The organism is Streptomyces sp. DT224, assembly GCF_049844595.1.
Lineage (GTDB): Bacteria > Actinomycetota > Actinomycetes > Streptomycetales > Streptomycetaceae > Streptomyces.
In genome coordinates, this window is sequence record NZ_JBNCLI010000003.1 from 220,677 (window position 1) to 237,645 (window position 16,969).

23 protein-coding genes are annotated in these 16,969 nt (G+C 69.5%); all 23 read right to left on the minus strand.

Translation table 11 applies throughout. From position 1 onward, the window contains the following. Nucleotides 1-5: 5 nt before the first annotated feature. The 23 genes from ACLQ2N_RS08180 to ACLQ2N_RS08290 all read right to left on the minus strand — a co-directional run bounded on the left by ACLQ2N_RS08180 (nt 6) and on the right by ACLQ2N_RS08290 (nt 16,957). A complete protein-coding gene (locus ACLQ2N_RS08180) occupies nt 6-3,593 on the minus strand; it encodes a phage tail tape measure protein (protein ID WP_425810570.1) in 3,588 nt (1,195 codons plus the stop codon). A gap of 6 nt (nt 3,594-3,599) precedes the next feature. Then, complete coding sequence (locus ACLQ2N_RS08185; protein WP_425810572.1) at nt 3,600-3,797, minus strand: hypothetical protein; 198 nt, start codon at nt 3,795-3,797, stop codon at nt 3,600-3,602. Between the two features lie 272 nt (nt 3,798-4,069). Next, a complete protein-coding gene (locus ACLQ2N_RS08190) occupies nt 4,070-4,393 on the minus strand; it encodes a hypothetical protein (protein WP_425810574.1) in 324 nt (107 codons plus the stop codon). A gap of 100 nt (nt 4,394-4,493) precedes the next feature. Further along, nucleotides 4,494-5,150, minus strand: a complete 657-nt coding sequence (locus tag ACLQ2N_RS08195; RefSeq protein WP_425810576.1) for a phage tail protein — start codon at nt 5,148-5,150, stop codon at nt 4,494-4,496. A 67-nt stretch (nt 5,151-5,217) separates the two neighbouring features. Further along, nucleotides 5,218-5,613 carry a hypothetical protein gene (locus ACLQ2N_RS08200; RefSeq protein WP_425810578.1) on the minus strand — a complete coding sequence of 132 codons (396 nt, stop codon included), beginning with the start codon at nt 5,611-5,613 and terminating at the stop codon, nt 5,218-5,220. A gap of 8 nt (nt 5,614-5,621) precedes the next feature. After that, on the minus strand, nt 5,622-5,891 hold the full coding sequence (locus ACLQ2N_RS08205) for a hypothetical protein (protein WP_425810580.1): 270 nt from the start codon (nt 5,889-5,891) through the stop codon (nt 5,622-5,624). A gap of 3 nt (nt 5,892-5,894) precedes the next feature. Beyond that, nucleotides 5,895-6,248 (minus strand): hypothetical protein, encoded by a 354-nt coding sequence (locus ACLQ2N_RS08210; protein WP_425810582.1) that lies wholly within the window; start codon nt 6,246-6,248, stop codon nt 5,895-5,897. Then, nucleotides 6,245-6,649, minus strand: coding sequence for a hypothetical protein (locus ACLQ2N_RS08215; RefSeq protein WP_425810584.1), 405 nt, complete (start codon nt 6,647-6,649; stop codon nt 6,245-6,247). The genes ACLQ2N_RS08210 and ACLQ2N_RS08215 overlap by 4 nt, the downstream gene beginning before the upstream one ends. 4 nt (nt 6,650-6,653) lie before the next feature. Further along, complete coding sequence (locus tag ACLQ2N_RS08220; protein WP_425810586.1) at nt 6,654-6,989, minus strand: hypothetical protein; 336 nt, start codon at nt 6,987-6,989, stop codon at nt 6,654-6,656. Further along, complete coding sequence (locus tag ACLQ2N_RS08225) at nt 6,989-8,044, minus strand: major capsid protein (protein ID WP_425810588.1); 1,056 nt, start codon at nt 8,042-8,044, stop codon at nt 6,989-6,991. Before ACLQ2N_RS08225 ends, ACLQ2N_RS08220 begins: the two co-directional genes overlap by 1 nt. 17 nt (nt 8,045-8,061) lie before the next feature. Next, nucleotides 8,062-8,463 carry a head decoration protein gene (locus tag ACLQ2N_RS08230; protein WP_425810590.1) on the minus strand — a complete coding sequence of 134 codons (402 nt, stop codon included), beginning with the start codon at nt 8,461-8,463 and terminating at the stop codon, nt 8,062-8,064. A 15-nt stretch (nt 8,464-8,478) separates the two neighbouring features. After that, nucleotides 8,479-9,210 carry a hypothetical protein gene (locus ACLQ2N_RS08235; RefSeq protein ID WP_425810591.1) on the minus strand — a complete coding sequence of 244 codons (732 nt, stop codon included), beginning with the start codon at nt 9,208-9,210 and terminating at the stop codon, nt 8,479-8,481. A 61-nt stretch (nt 9,211-9,271) separates the two neighbouring features. Next, on the minus strand, nt 9,272-10,075 hold the full coding sequence (locus ACLQ2N_RS08240; RefSeq protein ID WP_425810593.1) for a hypothetical protein: 804 nt from the start codon (nt 10,073-10,075) through the stop codon (nt 9,272-9,274). Further along, complete coding sequence (locus tag ACLQ2N_RS08245) at nt 10,068-11,507, minus strand: phage portal protein (RefSeq protein WP_425810595.1); 1,440 nt, start codon at nt 11,505-11,507, stop codon at nt 10,068-10,070. Before ACLQ2N_RS08245 ends, ACLQ2N_RS08240 begins: the two co-directional genes overlap by 8 nt. Before the next feature lie 17 nt (nt 11,508-11,524). Further along, nucleotides 11,525-13,195, minus strand: a complete 1,671-nt coding sequence (locus ACLQ2N_RS08250) for a terminase (RefSeq protein ID WP_425810597.1) — start codon at nt 13,193-13,195, stop codon at nt 11,525-11,527. A 5-nt stretch (nt 13,196-13,200) separates the two neighbouring features. Next, nucleotides 13,201-13,689: a hypothetical protein gene (locus tag ACLQ2N_RS08255; RefSeq protein WP_425810599.1), complete on the minus strand. Its 489-nt coding sequence runs from the start codon at nt 13,687-13,689 to the stop codon at nt 13,201-13,203. Nucleotides 13,690-13,738: 49 nt separating this feature from the next. Then, entirely contained in the window at nt 13,739-14,323 is a 585-nt protein-coding gene (locus ACLQ2N_RS08260; RefSeq protein ID WP_425810601.1) for a bifunctional DNA primase/polymerase, read from the minus strand. Nucleotides 14,324-14,615: 292 nt separating this feature from the next. Next, nucleotides 14,616-14,924, minus strand: coding sequence for an HNH endonuclease (locus ACLQ2N_RS08265; protein ID WP_425810603.1), 309 nt, complete (start codon nt 14,922-14,924; stop codon nt 14,616-14,618). Next, nucleotides 14,921-15,223 (minus strand): hypothetical protein, encoded by a 303-nt coding sequence (locus tag ACLQ2N_RS08270; protein WP_425810605.1) that lies wholly within the window; start codon nt 15,221-15,223, stop codon nt 14,921-14,923. The genes ACLQ2N_RS08265 and ACLQ2N_RS08270 overlap by 4 nt, the downstream gene beginning before the upstream one ends. A 24-nt stretch (nt 15,224-15,247) precedes the next feature. Beyond that, nucleotides 15,248-15,634, minus strand: a complete 387-nt coding sequence (locus tag ACLQ2N_RS08275) for a hypothetical protein (RefSeq protein WP_425810607.1) — start codon at nt 15,632-15,634, stop codon at nt 15,248-15,250. Nucleotides 15,635-16,304: 670 nt separating this feature from the next. Further along, complete coding sequence (locus ACLQ2N_RS08280; RefSeq protein WP_425810609.1) at nt 16,305-16,487, minus strand: hypothetical protein; 183 nt, start codon at nt 16,485-16,487, stop codon at nt 16,305-16,307. Beyond that, a complete protein-coding gene (locus tag ACLQ2N_RS08285; protein WP_425810611.1) occupies nt 16,484-16,648 on the minus strand; it encodes a hypothetical protein in 165 nt (54 codons plus the stop codon). Before ACLQ2N_RS08285 ends, ACLQ2N_RS08280 begins: the two co-directional genes overlap by 4 nt. Before the next feature lie 81 nt (nt 16,649-16,729). After that, nucleotides 16,730-16,957 (minus strand): hypothetical protein, encoded by a 228-nt coding sequence (locus tag ACLQ2N_RS08290; protein WP_425810613.1) that lies wholly within the window; start codon nt 16,955-16,957, stop codon nt 16,730-16,732. Nucleotides 16,958-16,969: the final 12 nt, after the last annotated feature.

Below are 16,969 nucleotides of genomic sequence, written 5' to 3' on the forward strand. Positions count from 1 at the left end.
TGGTGTCACCTTCCTCTCGTTCCTGCGCGGCTCCGGCGGCGCACGTCGCCGAGGCCGGCATCGACCCGGGTATCGACGTACGCGTCGAGTTGCGTTCCGTCCGCGAGGACGAGCGCCAGCTGCTGCCCGTGCTGCAGACCGGACTCGGGCGCTGCCGCCCGGGCAGCGGCCGCCGGGATTGCTGCGGCCGCCGAGCGGACCGACGGCCTGTCGGCCAGCGGTGTCGAGGCGACGGCGCGGCCGACGAGCTGCGCGCCGACCTCGGCGGCTGCGATCCGCATCGACGACTCGTGGTCGATGACGCGGCCGCCGCCCCCGAACTGGTAGAGCTCGGGGCCGTGTTCGCCTACCCAGGCGAGCTCGCCGGGGCGGGGCCGGCCGCCGCGGGCGTAGCCCTTGAACCCGTAGACGTCGGTGAACAGGGGGTCGTGGTACGAGCGGGCTCGGGCGCCGATCACGACGCCGTCGCCGCCCCGGCTCTCGACGTTGGTCCCGTTGATCGTTCCGGCCGTGTGGCCGACGCCCGAGTTAGTAATCCCGATCATGTACGGGCTGCGCCGGTTGCGGACCCACCCGGCCGGCGCGTGACTGCCGGAGAACGCGCCGGTGGCCCACCGCCGATGCGGGCGCTCGCCGCGCACAACGGACTCGATCGCGGAGACGAGACCGCTGCAGTCCCAGCTCGGGTTGCCGTTGCCGCCCCACTGGTACTTTTTCCCGTTCTGCGTACGGGCCCAGGTGAGCCCAGCCTTGTACCCCTTGCCGCCGATGCCCGCCTTCTCCATCTGGGTGTCGGCCTGGCCCGAGTAGCCAATGATCGCCTTGATCATCCGCTTCGGAACGCCAGTCACCATGTCGCGGTACAGGCTCGCGTCGCCCGCGATCTTCTTGAGCAGCGGGCGCACCACGGTGTTGAGACCAGCCTCGGCGGACTCCTTGATTCCGTCCTTCAGCCAGGACACACCGCTCTTCGCGAGGTCGACGCCCCTGGACGCTGTCGACTTCACCCAGTCGAAGATGCCGCCCTTGCTGAACCCCTCGCCGCCCTGGAACGGGGCGAGGGACTGGCCGCGCATCGCCGCCGAGTTGACCGCGTGCAGCCGGGCCCGCTCGTACGGGTCGGACATCGCCTCGGAGACGTATACGCCCTCGCCGAGGCGCATCGGGACCAGGTGGGAGTCGCCCTGCCGCCAGGACGACGTACCGGGCAGCACACCGCCCCGCGCGAAGCCCTCGAACTTCGGCAGCTTGGGCGCGCCGAAAGCCCCGGCAACTTCATTCCAGACGCCGCGAATCCCCTTGTTGTAGACGGTGTCGACGATGAACTCGATCGGGGCTTTCGCGATGTTCTTGAGCTTGTCCCACTGCTCTTTAATGTTCTCCTTCGCGGATTTGAACGCTTCACCAAATGCTTTGACACCGGCTTTTCCGAAGTCAAGCGCTGGCTTCAGCGCCTTTTCCCACAACCACGTCGCCTTGTCGCCAATCGACTGCAAGGCGGGCTGAGCGTAGTCACTCCACAGCTGCTGAACCTTGTCGCCGAGAAGACCGGCCCCAACCTTGATGAAATCCCAGGCAGGTTTGATCTTCTGCGACCAGAGCCACGCCGCTTTTTCGCCGATCCACCCAAATACCGGGCTGATCACGGAACTCCAGAGCCAGGACGCCATCGCGCCAAGGGCCTGGAATCCGATTTGCATACTGCTCCAGGCGGGCTTGATTGCGCTGTCCCACAGCCATACAGCTTTTTCGCCGATCCACCCGAATACCGGACCTAGGACGGTAGACCAGAGCCATGACGCCGTTGCAGCCACCAGCTTGAACATGGCGATCATCGGCAACAGTGCGAGCGTAACGACCGCAGTGACAAGGATTTTCGCGGCGATACCAATGAAAGTAAACGTGGGCGACAGCACGGTCGACCACAGCCACGCCGCCGCGTCACCGATCGCGCGCAACCCCGTCATGAACCCATCGACGCCGGGTTTCAGGACGGACCACAGCGCGGACCATCCGGTCTGGATCCCCGACCAGGTTGCCTGAACGATCCCCCGGAACGTGTCCGACTTCTTGTACGCGACGACGAGCAGCACGGCCAGGGCCGCGATACCGGTGATGATCAACCCCACCGGGTTCGCGGACATCACCGCGTTGAGCACGCCCTGCACGACCGCGTACCCGCGGGTGACGGCGGCCGCCGCGAGGATCACCCCGCGGTAAATGCTGAACGTGGCGGTTACCGCGCTGGTCGCAATCGCCGACGCGCCCATCGTGAGAGCGAGTCCGCCGACCGCGACGCCGAGCGGGAGCAGCCATGCCCCGTACTCGCGTACCCATGACACACCCGCGGAGAACGCTGCCCCAGTCCGCTCAACGGCGGGCACGAGCACATCGATAGCCGCCCGACCCGTGGACTTCAGGGGGGGCAGTACGTTATTCAGCAGGATGTCGCCGAGGCGGGCAGCGGCCGGTAGCGCGTACTTATCTGCCGCGTTCGCAAGGCCCTGCAGCGCCTGCCGCTTGAAAACCTCGAAATCGTTTGTCGCAGTGTCGTGGAGGGTCTTGCCCATCTTCTCGGCCGCGCCCCCGACTTTCCCGAGCTTGTCTGCGGCACTCGACGGATCCATCGCGAACAACGCGGCGCCGAGGTCCTCGGCCTGCGTGCCGAAAAGTGCGACCGCTGCGGCGTTCTGTTTCACCGGGTCGGGGATCGCCCTCAGCTTGTCGAGCGTGACATCGAGCGCGGCCGTTGCCGAGCTCCCACCCTTGGCGAATTTTTTCGCCATGGTGTCAGCCGACAGCCCGAGCAGCTTGTACCCATCCGCGGTTGTTTTCGACCCGTCGACTGCCCGGATCGAGAACTCTTTGATCGCGTCGGCAGCGATATCGCCGTCGCGGGCGCCTGCCTGCAGGGCCTGCGAGATCAGCCCGATCGACGTAGCCCCGTCCAAACCCGCCTTACGGAACTGCGTGCCGTACTCGTTCAGTGTGTCCAGGAAATCCCCGGACTTGTCCGCGCCGGACTGGAACCCAGCAGTGATCAGATCGAACGCCTCTTTGCCATTTTTGGCTAGGCCCGTTTTGATCATCTGCCCGGCGGACGCCGCGGCTGCCCCCACTTCAACATCGAACGTCTCGGCCAAATTGAGCGCCGACTTTGAAAGCTCGGCAAGATCCTTCTTCGGAGCATTGACCGCGGCGACACCGTTCTGCGCGAGCCCGCGCAGCGACTCGTTCACCTGGTCGATGCTCTCGCCGTACCCCTTGCCGAACACCTTCCCGGCCACTTTGCCGAGCCGGGCCGACTCCTTCTCCGTGAGCCCGAGCTGTGCACCGAGACGCGCGTTGCTCTTGTCCTGCGCAGCCGCCTCGGTGAACCCGACCGCGAACAATGCGCCGGCCGCCGCTGCTACCCCGGCAACGCCGGCTTTCAGGGCGCCACCCATCCCGGACAGGAATCCGGAACCAGACTGCCGGCCTGCGGCGGCGCCGGCGTCCGCCGAGGGGCCGGTGATCTGCCGCTGCAGCTCGGGCCCGAACCCCCTGGTTTCGGGGACCACGGACACGTACCCGACACCGACCTCGACCGGCACGACGGATCACCTCTTCTCGGGGAGCATCTGCGAGTTGATCCGCTCGTACGTGGCGCGGGCGCGGGCGCGTTTCTCTTCGTCCGCCGCGGCTGCCGTCTCCGGCAGGGGGTCGCCTGGCCGCCACGACGGCTCGGGCCACGGAATCGGCGGCGATCCCTCTTTCGCGTTGACGCGGGCATACATGACGAGCAGCAGCTCGGTCATGTCGCGGACATCAGCCGCGGTCCAATCGCCCTGTGTCCATGCGTGGCCGGCCACAGCCCGCGCGAGCGCACCCGTCGGTGGCAGACCCTCGACCATGACGCGCAGCCACCGCAGCGTGATCTCGCCCCGCCAGTACGCGGCGACCGGGCCGCCGGGCCCGTACTCGGGGTAGTGGTGGGCGAGGTCTGCCTCGACGGCCTCGGGGTGGTCGCCGAGGACGTCGAGGACGGTGTACGTGACGAGCTCGGGCTCGTCGTCCGGGTCGCCGCCGTCTACTTGTGCGGCGGCCGGTGCTTTCCCACTGTGTCCTGCGACTCGGTGCGCACCGCCATGTGTACGAGCATCAGCGAGTTGGCGTCGCCGCCGCTCTTGACGTAGTCGTCCCACTGGTCGCCGAGCAGCACGCGCGCCTTGCCGAGGTCGCCCTCGGCGGCGTTGATCTTCTCGGCCAGTTCGTCACTGGTGAACAGCGGGTGCGGGAACGTGTAGACCTTCCCGTCGTCGGTCTCGACCTCGACGGAATCGCCGCCGACTGCCTCCGCGTACGACGCACGCACGGCGGACAGACGGAACCGGGCCTTGTTGGGCTTGCTCATGATCGTGCCTTTCATGGGTGAGCAGTGGGTGAGCATTGGAGAGCGGAGGGCGGTGGGGCTCACCCAGAACCGCCGCCCCCCGCCCGTTCATTGGGAGGGGTCAGGGCGTGATGGGCGCCGCCATCGCGCGCCAGCCGGGCCCGTCGACCCACTCCATCTCGGCGGTCTTCAGGACCGGGTCGCGGTACGCCTGCACCGTGACCGGCCACTGCGACTCGGTGCTGCGGGCCCACTGCTGCGAGTCCTTGCTCGTCGGCCGGGCCTTCGGGTAGAACTTCGCGACGTAGATCTCGCCGCCGTCGTCGCCGTAGTCGACGCCCAGGAAAAGCATTCGGTAGTACGGCACCTTCGGCACGGCCGGGCGCTTCATCTCCCACGCCTCACCTATCTCCGGCAGCGCGTCGGCGCCCGAGAGCGACAATCCCTTGTACATGGCCACGGTCGCCCGGTTCGTCTCCTGCGGCGCGTACTGGCCGGTGAGCACCTCGGTCTCGACGTCCGAGCGGGTGGGCTCGATGCTCTGGCTGGACGTGGTGTCGACCATCGACAGATCCGAGGTGAACGTCAGCCCGTCGTCCGTGGTGTAGCCCACGGCCACGTACCCGGCCGGGAGCGCGGCGAGCGCCCCGGTCTCCGTGAACGGGCTCGTGATCGCGGCGGCCGTGTAGTCCGCAGCGTAGATCGCCTGCAGCAGCTGCTTGCGGATCAGGTTGTTGCGGAGCCCGTCCTCCAGGACGGGCGGGGTCGGGGTGCTCATAGGGCCCTCCATGGGGAAGCCCCCGGCGGTCGGCGCGGGGGCGTGCGGTCTGCGGCGGGTGAGCCGGTCATACAGGGGCGAGCTCGGTACCGCGGATGGACACCTCCACTGCGAACGCGTACCGCGGCGAGGATGTCTCGGGGTCGGGCAAGAGGTTCGGGCCGCCGACCTCGGCGACGTCGTACACCGTGGCGCCACGCCACCCGGGCATGCCGAACGTGAGCGCCCGCACGAGCTGCACCAGGTCGGACGCTTCCTCTTCGGCCGGGGCCCAGCAGTGAATGTCGAGGCGGGGCCGGTCGGTGATCCGGTCGAGGCGGGCCCCGCCGATCCGCTCGACGCGCACCAGCCGGGCCGGGCGCGGGCTCGGCACGCGGGTGCCGACGGTGGCCGTGTCACCGCGGGCGAGCAGCTGCTCGCGCAGGTACCGGACGTAGACGGCGGTGGCGTCGCGGAACTCCATCGGGCGCATCAGTCCTGCGCCCGCGCCGCGTCGAGGCCGGCCAGCAGCGCCTTCCGCGACACTGCCGGGTACGGCGTCGAGTAGTCACCGATCACAGCGCCGCGCACCCGCCGACCTTCGGTGGACAGGTCCGTGCGGAACTCTCCGCGCCACCCGTCCGCCTGCGCGGCAGCGGACGCGGCGGCCTCGGCGGCCCGGGTCTTGCGCTCGATCAGGGCCTGCGTCCGCGGCCCCTTCAGGAACGACGCGACGCCCTGCCGGTTGACGATGAGCCTCATGTCTCAGCCCTCCACGGTCTTGAGACGGATCTCGTAGTGATGGAGCGCGGCCGGCTCGTACGCCGGGCCCGGGGGCCCGATCACCTCGAACACGGCGCCGTTCCAGTGGACCCGGTCGGCGCCGTGCACGGTGAGCGCAGCCCCGTCCGTCGACCAGGGATTGCACATCAGCAGCCACTCGCCGATCTGCGCGTTCCGCTGGTCGGTCTCCTCGCCCCCGGTGTTCTGCTGCATCCACCCCTGCACCGGGGCCCGGGTCGACGCCGACCAGTCGTCGACCGTGTTGCCGTAACGGTCAGTTGTCCGGCCCGGCGTCTCGACCTCGACCAGATGCGGCAGGAGGTCGTCGGGGATCACAGCAGCCGCCGGCAGTAGTCGGCCGGGTCATCCCGCCAGCCGGGCCCGCCGACCAGGTCGACCGTGTACGCCGCGTCGGCGTCCGGGTCGGTCTGGTCGTCGGGCTGCAGCTGCTCGACCTCGTCGGCGGTGAGGTACAGCCCGCCGTTCTCGCCGAGCGTCTCGGAGTACTGCCCGATCGTCCGCTGCCGGTACCCGCCGCCGTTCGCGACGACCCGGCGGGTCACCGCGACGGCGATCGCCCGGGTCGTCTCCGCGTCCGGGGTGTACCCGTCCGGGATGTGCCGCCGCATCAGCGCCGACGCGTCGTCGAGGTACGCCTCGACCTGGTCGCGCTTCGGCCCGGCGAGGGTGACGGCGGCGCGCCGTTCGTAGTCCTCGACCGTCGCGAACGCCGCCATCCTTCTACCCCTCTTCTCGCTCGATCAGCTCAGCCGTCTCGGCGGCCGCGATGATGTCCTCGCGGCTCGCGTCGGCGTCGACGTCGAGCTCGTGCTGAGCGGCGAACTCCCTCCACGCCTCGACGCCCGAGCCTCGGCCCGACCGCGGCGGGGCCTCGACGGGCGGCTGCTGAGTCGTGGGGTCCTTGAACCCCACCCCCTCGGGCCCCTCCTCGCCCCGCCACTCGTCGTCCTCCCATGCGTGGTCACCGATCCGAGCGGCCACCGCCGAGGGCACCCGGTCGTCGGGCCCGTAGGCCACACCGTCGATGTGCACGAACGTCTTCAGCCTGCGCCCCATCAGCGCACCACCGCCTTGAACGTCAGGTTCGGCGTCCGCAGCACCGGCATACCGACCGCGGCCGCGTGCGTCCACAGCCGGATCGGCTCCTTGGTCTTGTACGTCGCCGCCACGATCCCGGCACGCCCGTCAACCGACTCGTACTCGGGTTCCAGCGCCTCGGCAGTCGTGCCCAGCAGGAACCCGCCGAGGTCGGACGGCTGCGCCGCGTCCGTCGGCCCCGGTGCGGGGACGAACACGATCGCGTTCGCGGGCATGATCCGAGTCGCGACACCGTCGACGGACACCCGCGCGTCGTTGATCTCGATCGGCGGCAGGTCCATGCCCGACAGCACCGTGTTCAGCTGCTCGACGGACACCATGGGAGCGGACCCGGCCGGGGCGAGCGGGAAGACCTGCCGCACGACCTGGTCGCACTGCCGCATGTCGGCGAGCACCGTGCGGGGCATCAGCATGCGGTCCGGCGGCACACCGTTCGTGTCGATGTACGTCTGCACCCACGATTCGAGATCGGTGATCGGCGTCGCGTTCGCGTGGTCGGTCCACAGCGTCGCCGCCGTGACGCTGTGCTCCGGCTTGCGGCCGAACACGACCGGCGGCAGATCGATACCGTTCTCGTTGATCGTGAACTGCGCGTCGGCGAGGGCCTGCCCCTTGCCGACCTCGAACCGGGCGGCGATCTTCGACGCGATCCGGTTCGCGTCACGGGCGATCAGCCGGCGCATCGGGTCGTTGTCGTCCATGTTGCGGATGCGCAGCCGGTCGTACTCGTTCAGCGGGATCTTCTCGGAGATCGGGGGCAGCTCGCCCATGACGTCCGAGACGCCCTCGCGGCGTCCGATGCGTGACTCGGTGTCCCACGACCGGTAGACCGCGGTCTCGGTGAGACCGCCCTCCCCGCCCTTCTGGTACGAGTACACGATGTCGTCCAGGACGACGTTCGGCAGCCAGCGGGCGAGCGTGAACGCGTTCACCTGCTGCTCGGCGAGAGCCACGCGCGTGAGCGGCGTGAGCTCTTCCGGAGTGATGTACTGCGTGTCAAGGACCCAGCTCATGTCAGGTCACCCCCCTTTCAGTTGTCGAGGTAGCGGATGGAGCCGGCGACGTCGGCACGGCCGGCGGCATCGACCGCAGCGGGAACCGGGAGCCGAGACACACGGACCTTCCCGTGCGTGAGGATGGCTGCGGCCACGTCGACCGTGTTGTCGCTCGGGGCGCCGACTGCCGCGAACAGGTGGCCGACGAGCTTCTCTCGGCCGTCGGTTGCCGCGTTGTCGTAGGGGCCGAACTTCTTCGTGGCGGTGATCTGCCCGAGGGGCGTGCCACTCTTGAAGTACCCGGCCGGGTAGTGAGTTGCCGGGGTGAACGTCGAGGTGTCGAGCGTGCACGACTCGGTCGCCCGAGTTCCGTGCTCGCTGCCGAGCCACGACTGATCGTCCATCCCGAAGGTACGAACCGTCTGCTGAAGGTTCATGTCGGTCTCCTTGGGTCAGCTCTTCGAGGTGCGCGGACCGATGAGCTCCTCGTACAGAGAAACTCCGTCTGCCGCGCCGCTCTTGGTCTTGCTGCGTCCGCTGCCGCTGCGCGCGCCCTGAAAGCCGCCGGTGCGACGCCGGCGGCGCGTGTCGCGCTCGTCCTGGTCGTCGCTGTCGTCCTTGTCGGACCTCTTCGGGGCGAGCTTGTCGACGAGCTCGGCGATCGCGTCTTCGTCGACGTCGCCCTCTTCGTCGACGTACTTCTTCAGGTTGAGCTCGTCGGCGACGTCCTTCGCGTTCTCCAGCCGGCCGGACGCCGAGGCGAGGAACGCCTGCCGAGCCACTCGCACGCCGGACTTGACGCGTTCCTCGGCGCGGGCCGCTGCGACCGCTTCGTCGACCTTCTTGTCGAGGTCGCTCATTCCCTCGCGCTTGATCTTCGCGAGTTCCTTCGCGGCCGCCGCGTTCGCCTTGGCCCGGGCCTCCTGCTTACGCATGAGCGCCTTGTACTTCTCGGCCTCGGCCTTGTGGTCGACCTTGTCGTCGTCGTTGTCCGTGTCGGACTCGTCGTCGGTGTTGTCGTCCTCGTCGTCGTCCTGGTCGTCCCCGCCGTCGTCGTCCTCGGCGCCGCCGAGGATCGGCCACACCGGGTACAGCTCTGCGGGATCCTCGCCGGGCCGCGGCTTGCGCCATCCGACGGCGGTCTGCCCGGTACGGGCGTGACGGGGCAGGGTACGCATGGGCATGGTGGTGTCTCCCGTGTCGGGGTGGGTGAGCGTGTGGACGCGCCGTGTCGGCGCCGTACGGTCACGCGGCCGGGATGTCGTCCGGGCCCGTGAAGTTCTGGCGGCGGACGGCCAGCAGGGGCCCATACTCGCCGTGCTCGCGCGTGATGATCACGTCGCGGTAGTCCGGGGACCGGCCGCCCGCATCGGACTGGCCAACGCCCTTGGCGACAGCGGCGTGCGCCTCGCGCAGCAGCTGCTCATCGATGACCTGCCCCGGGTCCTGGTTGCCCGGCAAGGGCTCGGGCTTGCAGTGACAGCCCGGGTGAATCGGCATCAGGCTCTCGACCCGGTACCGCTGCGTCGAGGCGATCGTGCACAACGCGCAGTTCTTCCCCGACGACAACCGCCGCCGGAAGAACTGCACCCGGCCCCGCTCCATCGAGGCACGCGCCGCATGCGTACGCGCGAGCTGCAGATCCGTCTCCGTGATCGACAGCAGCCGGGTCCGGCCCTGATCGATCGCGTCGACCAGGTCGTGCCCACGGCTAAGCGCTGTCCACATTTGCACAAACGGCCGCCGGTACACCTCGCTCGGCGGCACCCCCCGCAGCTCCTCGGACAGGGCAACACCGGCCGGGGCCGCGGCCCCGCCCATCATGTCCGCGATCATCTGCGACAGGTACGCGTCGGTGAGCTGCCCCATCTGCTGCTGCGTGGCCAGGACCACCGGCAGCACCCGCTCGGCGAACGCCGCGGCGTCCCGGTCGCGGTAGTCGCCGAGCGAGTCGAATGCGGACAGCACGAACGAGATCAGCCGATCGCGCAGCCCACCGGACAGGGCGTCGTACCGGTCGGTGAGCGCGGCCCGAAGATCCTCACCCATCGAGCGCCCCGCCGTCGTCGTCCTCGGGCAGGTTGCCCGCCGTCGGCGCCGCACCCGGGGCCGGGAGCAGCGACGCGGCGAGCAGCTGCTGCGCGGCCGCGCCCGCCGTGATCCTGCGGACCGTGGCCGGCGTTTCGCCCATCTCCTCGGCGATCACGTCGAGGGGATAGCCGATGCTCTTGAGCTTGGTCGCCGCGTCGGCCTTGACCGCGAGACTCGCGTGCGCCGGGTTCGCCCACCGCACCTCGGCCTCGATGTAGTCCTCCGGCACCCCGGCCTGCGCGGCACACAGCTCCATGACCATCTCAAGGCCCTCGCCGAACGCGGCGATGTGCTCGCGCATCTTGGCCACGTGCAGGATGTCGAGCGCCCCGATCGTGTCCGCCGAGATGTTCACGAGCTGCCCGGCGTAGTAGTACGCGGGGGTGTGCGACAGGATCAGAGCGTCGCGCACATCGCTTTCGTGCTCCTTCAGGAACCCGCTCAAGTCGGCGGCGGGCAGCTGCCCGAACATGGCGTCGGGGGACTCGCTCGCCCAGATCGCCGAGGGGCCCGGCACGAACGGCTGCTCGACGGTGACAAGTCCCGTGTTCGGGTCCTTCTTCTTCGCGAACTTGTGGCCCTTGACCCACGTACGCGGAAAGCCCATGTTCCGGGATGTCGACATGCGGTTGAGCACCCCGAGGTTGAGCCGGTCCTGAATGTCCATGACCCCGGCGAACTCGGGTTCCGGGTCCTCCCCGAGGTCGGGCATCCGCGCGAACTCGACCAGCTGCAGCATGCCGAGATCGTGCGGCTCGCCCTGGTCCCCACCGACCGGCACCCATGAGTCGGGCCCCCACGGCAGCCGCCGCCCGCACCGCTCCCGGGTCCGGTAATGGAATCGGACGTCGTCGAAGAACACCACCGCGTACCCGTAGCCGTCCACGTCGTTCGCGTACGCCTTCAGCCCGACAAGCGGTTCACCCGTCTCGGGGTCGTACTCGACGATGCACTCGCGCGGGTGTTCGGCGGTGATCAGCGGCGACGGCCGGCCGTTGTCCTCGGTCCGGGTCGGGTGCTCGCCGACGAGCATGTACCCGACCGACTGGCTCATCGCGACCCGCCACACCTGCTTCTGCCGGGAGTCGAGCCGGTTCTGCTGCCACCACCGCGACGCCCGAGTGTCCGGCTCGCCGTCCGGGCCGGTCACCCCGAGCGCGGTCAGGCGGTGCACGGACGCGTTCGCGATCAGCTGGCATACGTTGGTCCGCGCCTTGCGCTGGAAGTCCATGAACGCCTGCTCGATGTTTTTCGGCAGCTCCGGCAGCGGCGGCCGCCCGCGGTAGTACCGCCACCACTCGTCGAGCAGCCGCTCGCGCCGCCGCATCTGCCGGCCGAGGCGCAGCAGCCAGTAGTCCGGATTGTCGATCTCCGGTGTCTCGTCGAGCACGTCGCCCCCTCTCGGGCTCAGAAGGTGTAGCCGCCGACTTCCTCGGGCTCGGCCGTGATGCCCTTAGCGATCGCGTCGAGGCGGCACTGCCACGCGAGGACAGCCGCGACCGCGGCGTCGATCTTGTTGGGGCTGTCGGGGTTCTCCTTCATGATCTGAATGCCCGACCGGGTCTTGCGCCGCCGGGAGTTGAGCAGGTGCCGCACGAGCGCAGCCGCGCCGTCGATCGTGAGCTCCCGCTCGGTGAGCGCCGTGTGGAACTTCTCCAGCGCCCGCACGATGAGCGTCGACCGGCCGCCGGTCATCCACCACTCGATGGGGTGGTTCCGCGTCGACTGCACCTTGAGGCGCGGCCCGTACGCCGCTTCCCAGTCCGCGACGTGGCTCTCCCACTTCGCGGGGTCGGCGTACATGCCGATCACGTCGTACGTCGCGAACGCCTCATGCACCGCGGCGAGCACCTCGACGACCGGTACCTGCCACCCCTCGCCGTCCGGCCCCGGCCGCCAGTTCTGCGGCTGCTCCCACACACCGATCGTGAACAGATGCCCGTCGGACAGGCGGCAGCCGATCAGGGCCGTCGCGTCCGTCACCCCGCGGCTGCGCTTCCGTGAGCCGTCGAACCCGAGCACAATCCGGTCGCCCGGCTCGACCACCCGGTCGAGGTCGGACGCGGCGCGCACCTCGGGCTGCGACAGCCACGCGTCCGAGGCGTGCGTGATCTGGTTCAGCAGGTCTGCCCGCAGGTCCTGCACTTCGTTCGAGGTGTCGTAAAACTCGGACGTCAGCCGCTCTATCGGCGACCAGCCCGGCTCGCACGGCGGATCATGCAGCACGCACCCGTCGGGGTGATCGCTGCTGTCCCCGTACGCGTACCGCAGCCCGGCGACGAGCGACTCCTCGTCGAGCAGGTCCGTCTCGGGCGGCGCCTCGCGGTGGTCGACCAGGATGCCGCGCGCCCGCGACCGGCCCTCGATGATCGCCTGATAGTCGGACGCCGACCGCTCCGCGACGGATCCCTCGCCCGGCGTGAACGCGTTCGGGGTCTCGATGATCGAACCGCCGAGCTTGGCCGCGTTGAACCTGAGCACTTTCGCGAACTTGGTCCCGCCGTTCGAGTCCTTCCACTCCTCGGTCTGGTCGAGGGACGCGAAGCAGGCCGGGTCGCCCTTGGCCGACGTCGCGCTCGACGTGATCGGCGACACCTGACCGCGCGGCAGGTAGATCACGGTGTCGAGGACGTCGAGACCGTAGTCGGTCGAGAGCGCCCGGCCGCGCGCCATCTCCAGCAACGGAATCCACGTGTTGTCGGTCTGCTGCTCCGTCACCGCGGCGATACGGACGAGCGGCGTACGGATCGAGTGCCACGGCCGGCCGACCGGTTCGCCGTACGCGTCGAACCCATCCGGGACCACATCGGCGCACGCCTCGGTAAGCGCGATCGCCCCGACAAACGGGCTCTTCCCCCAGCCTCGCGGGCGGCTGAGCAGCGCGCGGTGAACGATTCGCTTGCCGGTCACCGGGTGCAGCTCGTAGAACGCGAGCAGGAAATCGGCCTCTTCCTGCGTCGGGATGAACGGGGCGCCGTCGTCCCGGCCGGGCTGGGCGAGGTTCTGCATCATCCAGTCGATGGCGTAGTACCCCAACGTCGGGCGCTCGCCCTCGAACTCAGAGCCGCGCCACGGCATGAGCCCTACCCCCCGTCGGCTGTCTTCCCGCCGGGCAGCGACCGCAGCTTCGCCGTACCGAACCGCTCACGCGCAGACGGCCCCCCGGACCGGCCGCGCCCCTGATCGGCGCCGTCCGCCTCGGCGAACACCATGCGCAGCCGGGCCCGGTCAGCCGGCGTCGCACCGAACGCAGCAACACGCAGCCGCAGTTCGCCCGCCGCCGACAGGTCGCCGTTCCACAGCCGGGCGTGAATCAGGGCAGTGTCGAGCAGGTACTGCCAGTCGCTCGCCCCGAAATGATCGGCCTGCGGGCTGTCGATCCACATCTGCCACCACTCGCGGGTGCGCTCTGGCCAGACGAACTCGACGAGCTGCCCGTCGCGCTCGATGCGGAACTCGGGGAGCTCGGGCGCCTCGGCCGGCTCCCACCTGAGAACGGTCTGCTGGATCGTGTCTTTGTTCCGCCGCGCCTTGCGGTCGGCCGGCTTCGGGGCCGGACCCATGCCTGCCATGGCTGTACCTCCCGTGTCGGGTGCGCCGCAGCGCGCCCGTGTCGGGCCGCTACAGCAGAGCGTCGATGACGTGCTGCAGGTCGCCGAGCCGACGCGGCGTGTCGCCGAACGTCGCCCCGGTAACCGCGATGTACCGGCCATCGGCGTACAGCTCGACGCTGCCGCCCCGGTACGTGATGCGGCGCCCGGCCTCCAACGAGCCGAGCCCCCAGACGTGCAGCCCCGTGCCGGAACGGGACACCTCCACCCACGTGCCGACCGCGGCATCGAGGATCGTCTGCGCCCACGCGGCGACCTCGCCGTCGATGTCGACGCAGTGGTCGAGGTCGAGGCAGACGACGCCGTCGCCGTCGAGGACGAACCCGAAGCCGGCGCCCACCGTCGAGCGGGCGGCGTCGCGGTGGCGCGACCAGGTCGACGGGTCGGTGCTGCTCGCGACCGAGCCGCCCACGGTGAGCGGGACCTTGCGGTCGGAGTGCCGGACCCACCGCGGCCGGCGCGTGAGCTCGGCGGGGACCGTCTGCCGACGGCGAGCAGCAGCTGCTCGGCACCGCGGCGCGCAGTACCGGGCGTGGCTCCGGGCCGTAAGCGGCATGGGCCCCCGGCAGTGCTCGCAGTCTCGGCTCGTCGGCATGGCCCCAGTCTACAGCCGCGTACGCTTTCAGGTCCCTGACCTGTGCGTATCAACTTCGCATCGGTGAGGCGGCGGGGTGAGACGCTCTGTGCGGACCCTCAGCCGCACGGCATCAAATCACCCCACCGCACCCACGCTCGCCCGCCAGCGAGCCGCCCACGCCCCGCAGCGTGGCCGTATCCCCAGACCCGTACAGAACCAGGCCCGCAGCACCTCCCGAGCGCCAAGGGGCCCCGGGAGGGGGAGTCACCCCCCACCCCCTGGGGGCCGTAGGCGCCGATCTGTTGGCCGTTCAGGGTCGGATGAGCCCGGGATGCCGTTCGGGCTGCCGTTGGGCCCTCTCGCGCCAGCGTGCGGCGTTGCCCTCGCGGCTGCTCTTGATCGCGTGGTGGTGCTGGCAGAGCGCTTGCAGGTTCTCGTACCTGTGGTCGTTGCCTGCCCTGATGTGGTCAACCTGGTTCGCGTGGTGTCCGCACACGGTGCGTCCCTCGCGCCAGCGGCAGCGGTACTCGTCGCGGTGGAGGACGTACGGCCGGATCTCGGTGTACCAGTTGTCGGGCAGTTCGTTGCGTCTGGTGCTGTCGGCCCATCCGCCGCTCAAGGTCGGTGCTCCTGGTCGTCGTACTCGTCGTCGTCCCGGCCGGGCTCGATGTACGGCTCGGCTCGCTCAAGGTCGCTGCCGAGGCTGGTGCCGTCGAGGTCAGCGGGTGGCTGGTAGCCGAAGGGGACGGGGGTGTCGTCGCCGGGGTGGGGGTCGGCGTAGGTGTGGGGGGTTGTGCGTGGGGGGAGTGCCTGCATCAGCCGTAGGGCGGTGGCCTCGATCTGGTCGAGGGGGAGGTGTTCGCGGGGCTCGGTGCTGATGTCGACGGTGCGGGTGCCGTCCGTGAGGCGTACGCGCATGGGCGGCTCCTCCCGGATGAGCGGCTACTCGTCGGTGTCGGCTTCGGTGGTGTCGGCGGTGCCGTTGACGATGGTGGCGAGGACGCGGGCGGCCGGCTCTTTCTTCACGGGGACGGGGCAGAGCATGACCTGCGGCCCGTTCTCGATGGTGATGAAGAGTTGCGTGCGGTCCTTCTTCAGCGCGAGGGCGAAGATCCCGGTCAGCAGTACGCGGGTGGCAGTGACACGCTTCCCGGCGTCCTCGCCGCGCTCGACGGTAATGGTCGCGCCGTCGACGGGGATGGGTTCCTGGTTCGGGGCCCTGAACTTGCCGCCGATGACGGTGAGGCCGGCGGATGCGGCGGCGGCGGTGATCTGGCGGGTGCGTCGGGCCGCGGCCTTCTCGGCGTCGGTCTTGCGGCTTCCGAACACGGTGAGACCCCTTGCGAGTTGGCGGTGTGTGGGGGGTCGTTCTGCTTTTTGGGCAGGGTGGACTGCGGCCAATGGTGCGACACGGTTTGGTGATCGTCAAGCGTGGTGGTGGGGAGAGAGAGCGCGCGTGTGCGTCGCGCGCTGGTTGCTGTGGATCTCTCTCTACATCAGCCACATGTAGGTAGTGGATTGGAGTGGAGTGGACCCCGCGCGCGCGAGTCCCCGGGGAGTCCCCTGGGGACAGAATCGGGTGACCTGCGGAAACGCCGAAAAGTCGTCAGAGAATCGATCGCGTTTCTTCTTCGATTCGTCTGCGATTCGTGTGAGAAACGCGCGCGATTCTGCTGCGAAAGCGCGGCGAAAGGATGCGGAACAACGGCAACGCCCCGCGCGGCGGGGGCCGGGCGGGGCGTCGGAGAACGTGTCAGAAGTGTTACGGACGTCACTGCTTGCGATGCGGAGGATCGGTGATGCGGCGGCCGGGTGACAGGTAGACGAGTGTCGAGTCCTCATAGCCCTTAGACGGCGGGAGAACTCCACCGGACGGACGTCGGTGCGGGAGTGCGGTCAGGGTGCGCAGGAACTTCACCAAGCCGTTCATGCCCCGATCCTCTCGCGACGGCGCCCCGTACCGCGAGGGATGCGGTACGGGGCGCAGAACGGCGCGCGGCTATTCGTGCTCGACCTCTACGACGAGCTTCTGTAGACGCCCGCTGAACGACAGCCGGGCCGTGGGGACGTCGTCACCGTGCGCGCCGGCCGCGTAGGCGTCGGCGACGAACGCGGCGAGTTCTTCGAGGGTCAGGTGCTTGCCCGCAGGGGCGTGCTCGATCTTCTTCGGCATGGTGGTCATCGTCCCCTCTTGAGCCAGCCTCCGCGGCTGCTCTGATACGTCGTCTCGTGGCTGGCCGTACGCGGGTCGTCGGCGGGCAGGCGGGCGGGCATGGTCGTGGGGAGCGTCCCGGCCGGGGTGGCGGGCTGCTGCTGCTCGGTCTTGCGTCGGCCGAATGCCATGATGCGGGGTCCTGTCTCTGTGATGGGGATAGGGGCCCCGGGGCGGCCGGCTCACTGCCAGGCGAACGGCCGCCCCGGGGGTCAGTGCTTCGCGGGTGCGGGGCGCCACCGGTACGACCGTGCGGTCAGGAGTTCCGCGCGTGCGGCCAGCCGGTGGGCTGTGGCCTTGCGGGAGTTCGTCTCCGGGGTGTCGGGCGGTGTCGCTTCCATGAGGGCCATGGCGTGGGTGTAGAGCGCCAGTGCGTCGGCTGCGAGTGCATCGGCTCGGGACTCGCGTACGCGGGCGATAAGGGCGCCGAGAGACTGCATGGGGGGCTCCTG

Bases quoted from the DNA above. Each gene is read 5' to 3' on its own strand.
- ACLQ2N_RS08185 (WP_425810572.1), bottom strand. From the start codon at position 3,797: ATGACCGAGCTGCTGCTCGTCATGTATGCCCGCGTCAACGCGAAAGAG.
- ACLQ2N_RS08190 (WP_425810574.1), bottom strand. From the start codon at position 4,393: ATGAGCAAGCCCAACAAGGCCCGGTTCCGTCTGTCCGCCGTGCGTGCG.
- ACLQ2N_RS08195 (WP_425810576.1), bottom strand. From the start codon at position 5,150: ATGAGCACCCCGACCCCGCCCGTCCTGGAGGACGGGCTCCGCAACAAC.
- ACLQ2N_RS08200 (WP_425810578.1), bottom strand. From the start codon at position 5,613: ATGGAGTTCCGCGACGCCACCGCCGTCTACGTCCGGTACCTGCGCGAG.
- ACLQ2N_RS08205 (WP_425810580.1), bottom strand. From the start codon at position 5,891: ATGAGGCTCATCGTCAACCGGCAGGGCGTCGCGTCGTTCCTGAAGGGG.
- ACLQ2N_RS08215 (WP_425810584.1), bottom strand. From the start codon at position 6,649: ATGGCGGCGTTCGCGACGGTCGAGGACTACGAACGGCGCGCCGCCGTC.
- ACLQ2N_RS08220 (WP_425810586.1), bottom strand. From the start codon at position 6,989: ATGGGGCGCAGGCTGAAGACGTTCGTGCACATCGACGGTGTGGCCTAC.
- ACLQ2N_RS08225 (WP_425810588.1), bottom strand. From the start codon at position 8,044: ATGAGCTGGGTCCTTGACACGCAGTACATCACTCCGGAAGAGCTCACG.
- ACLQ2N_RS08230 (WP_425810590.1), bottom strand. From the start codon at position 8,463: ATGAACCTTCAGCAGACGGTTCGTACCTTCGGGATGGACGATCAGTCG.
- ACLQ2N_RS08235 (WP_425810591.1), bottom strand. From the start codon at position 9,210: ATGCCCATGCGTACCCTGCCCCGTCACGCCCGTACCGGGCAGACCGCC.
- ACLQ2N_RS08240 (WP_425810593.1), bottom strand. From the start codon at position 10,075: ATGGGTGAGGATCTTCGGGCCGCGCTCACCGACCGGTACGACGCCCTG.
- ACLQ2N_RS08250 (WP_425810597.1), bottom strand. From the start codon at position 13,195: ATGCCGTGGCGCGGCTCTGAGTTCGAGGGCGAGCGCCCGACGTTGGGG.
- ACLQ2N_RS08255 (WP_425810599.1), bottom strand. From the start codon at position 13,689: ATGGCAGGCATGGGTCCGGCCCCGAAGCCGGCCGACCGCAAGGCGCGG.
- ACLQ2N_RS08260 (WP_425810601.1), bottom strand. From the start codon at position 14,323: ATGCCGACGAGCCGAGACTGCGAGCACTGCCGGGGGCCCATGCCGCTT.
- ACLQ2N_RS08270 (WP_425810605.1), bottom strand. From the start codon at position 15,223: ATGCGCGTACGCCTCACGGACGGCACCCGCACCGTCGACATCAGCACC.
- ACLQ2N_RS08280 (WP_425810609.1), bottom strand. From the start codon at position 16,487: ATGACCACCATGCCGAAGAAGATCGAGCACGCCCCTGCGGGCAAGCAC.
- ACLQ2N_RS08285 (WP_425810611.1), bottom strand. From the start codon at position 16,648: ATGGCATTCGGCCGACGCAAGACCGAGCAGCAGCAGCCCGCCACCCCG.
- ACLQ2N_RS08290 (WP_425810613.1), bottom strand. From the start codon at position 16,957: ATGCAGTCTCTCGGCGCCCTTATCGCCCGCGTACGCGAGTCCCGAGCC.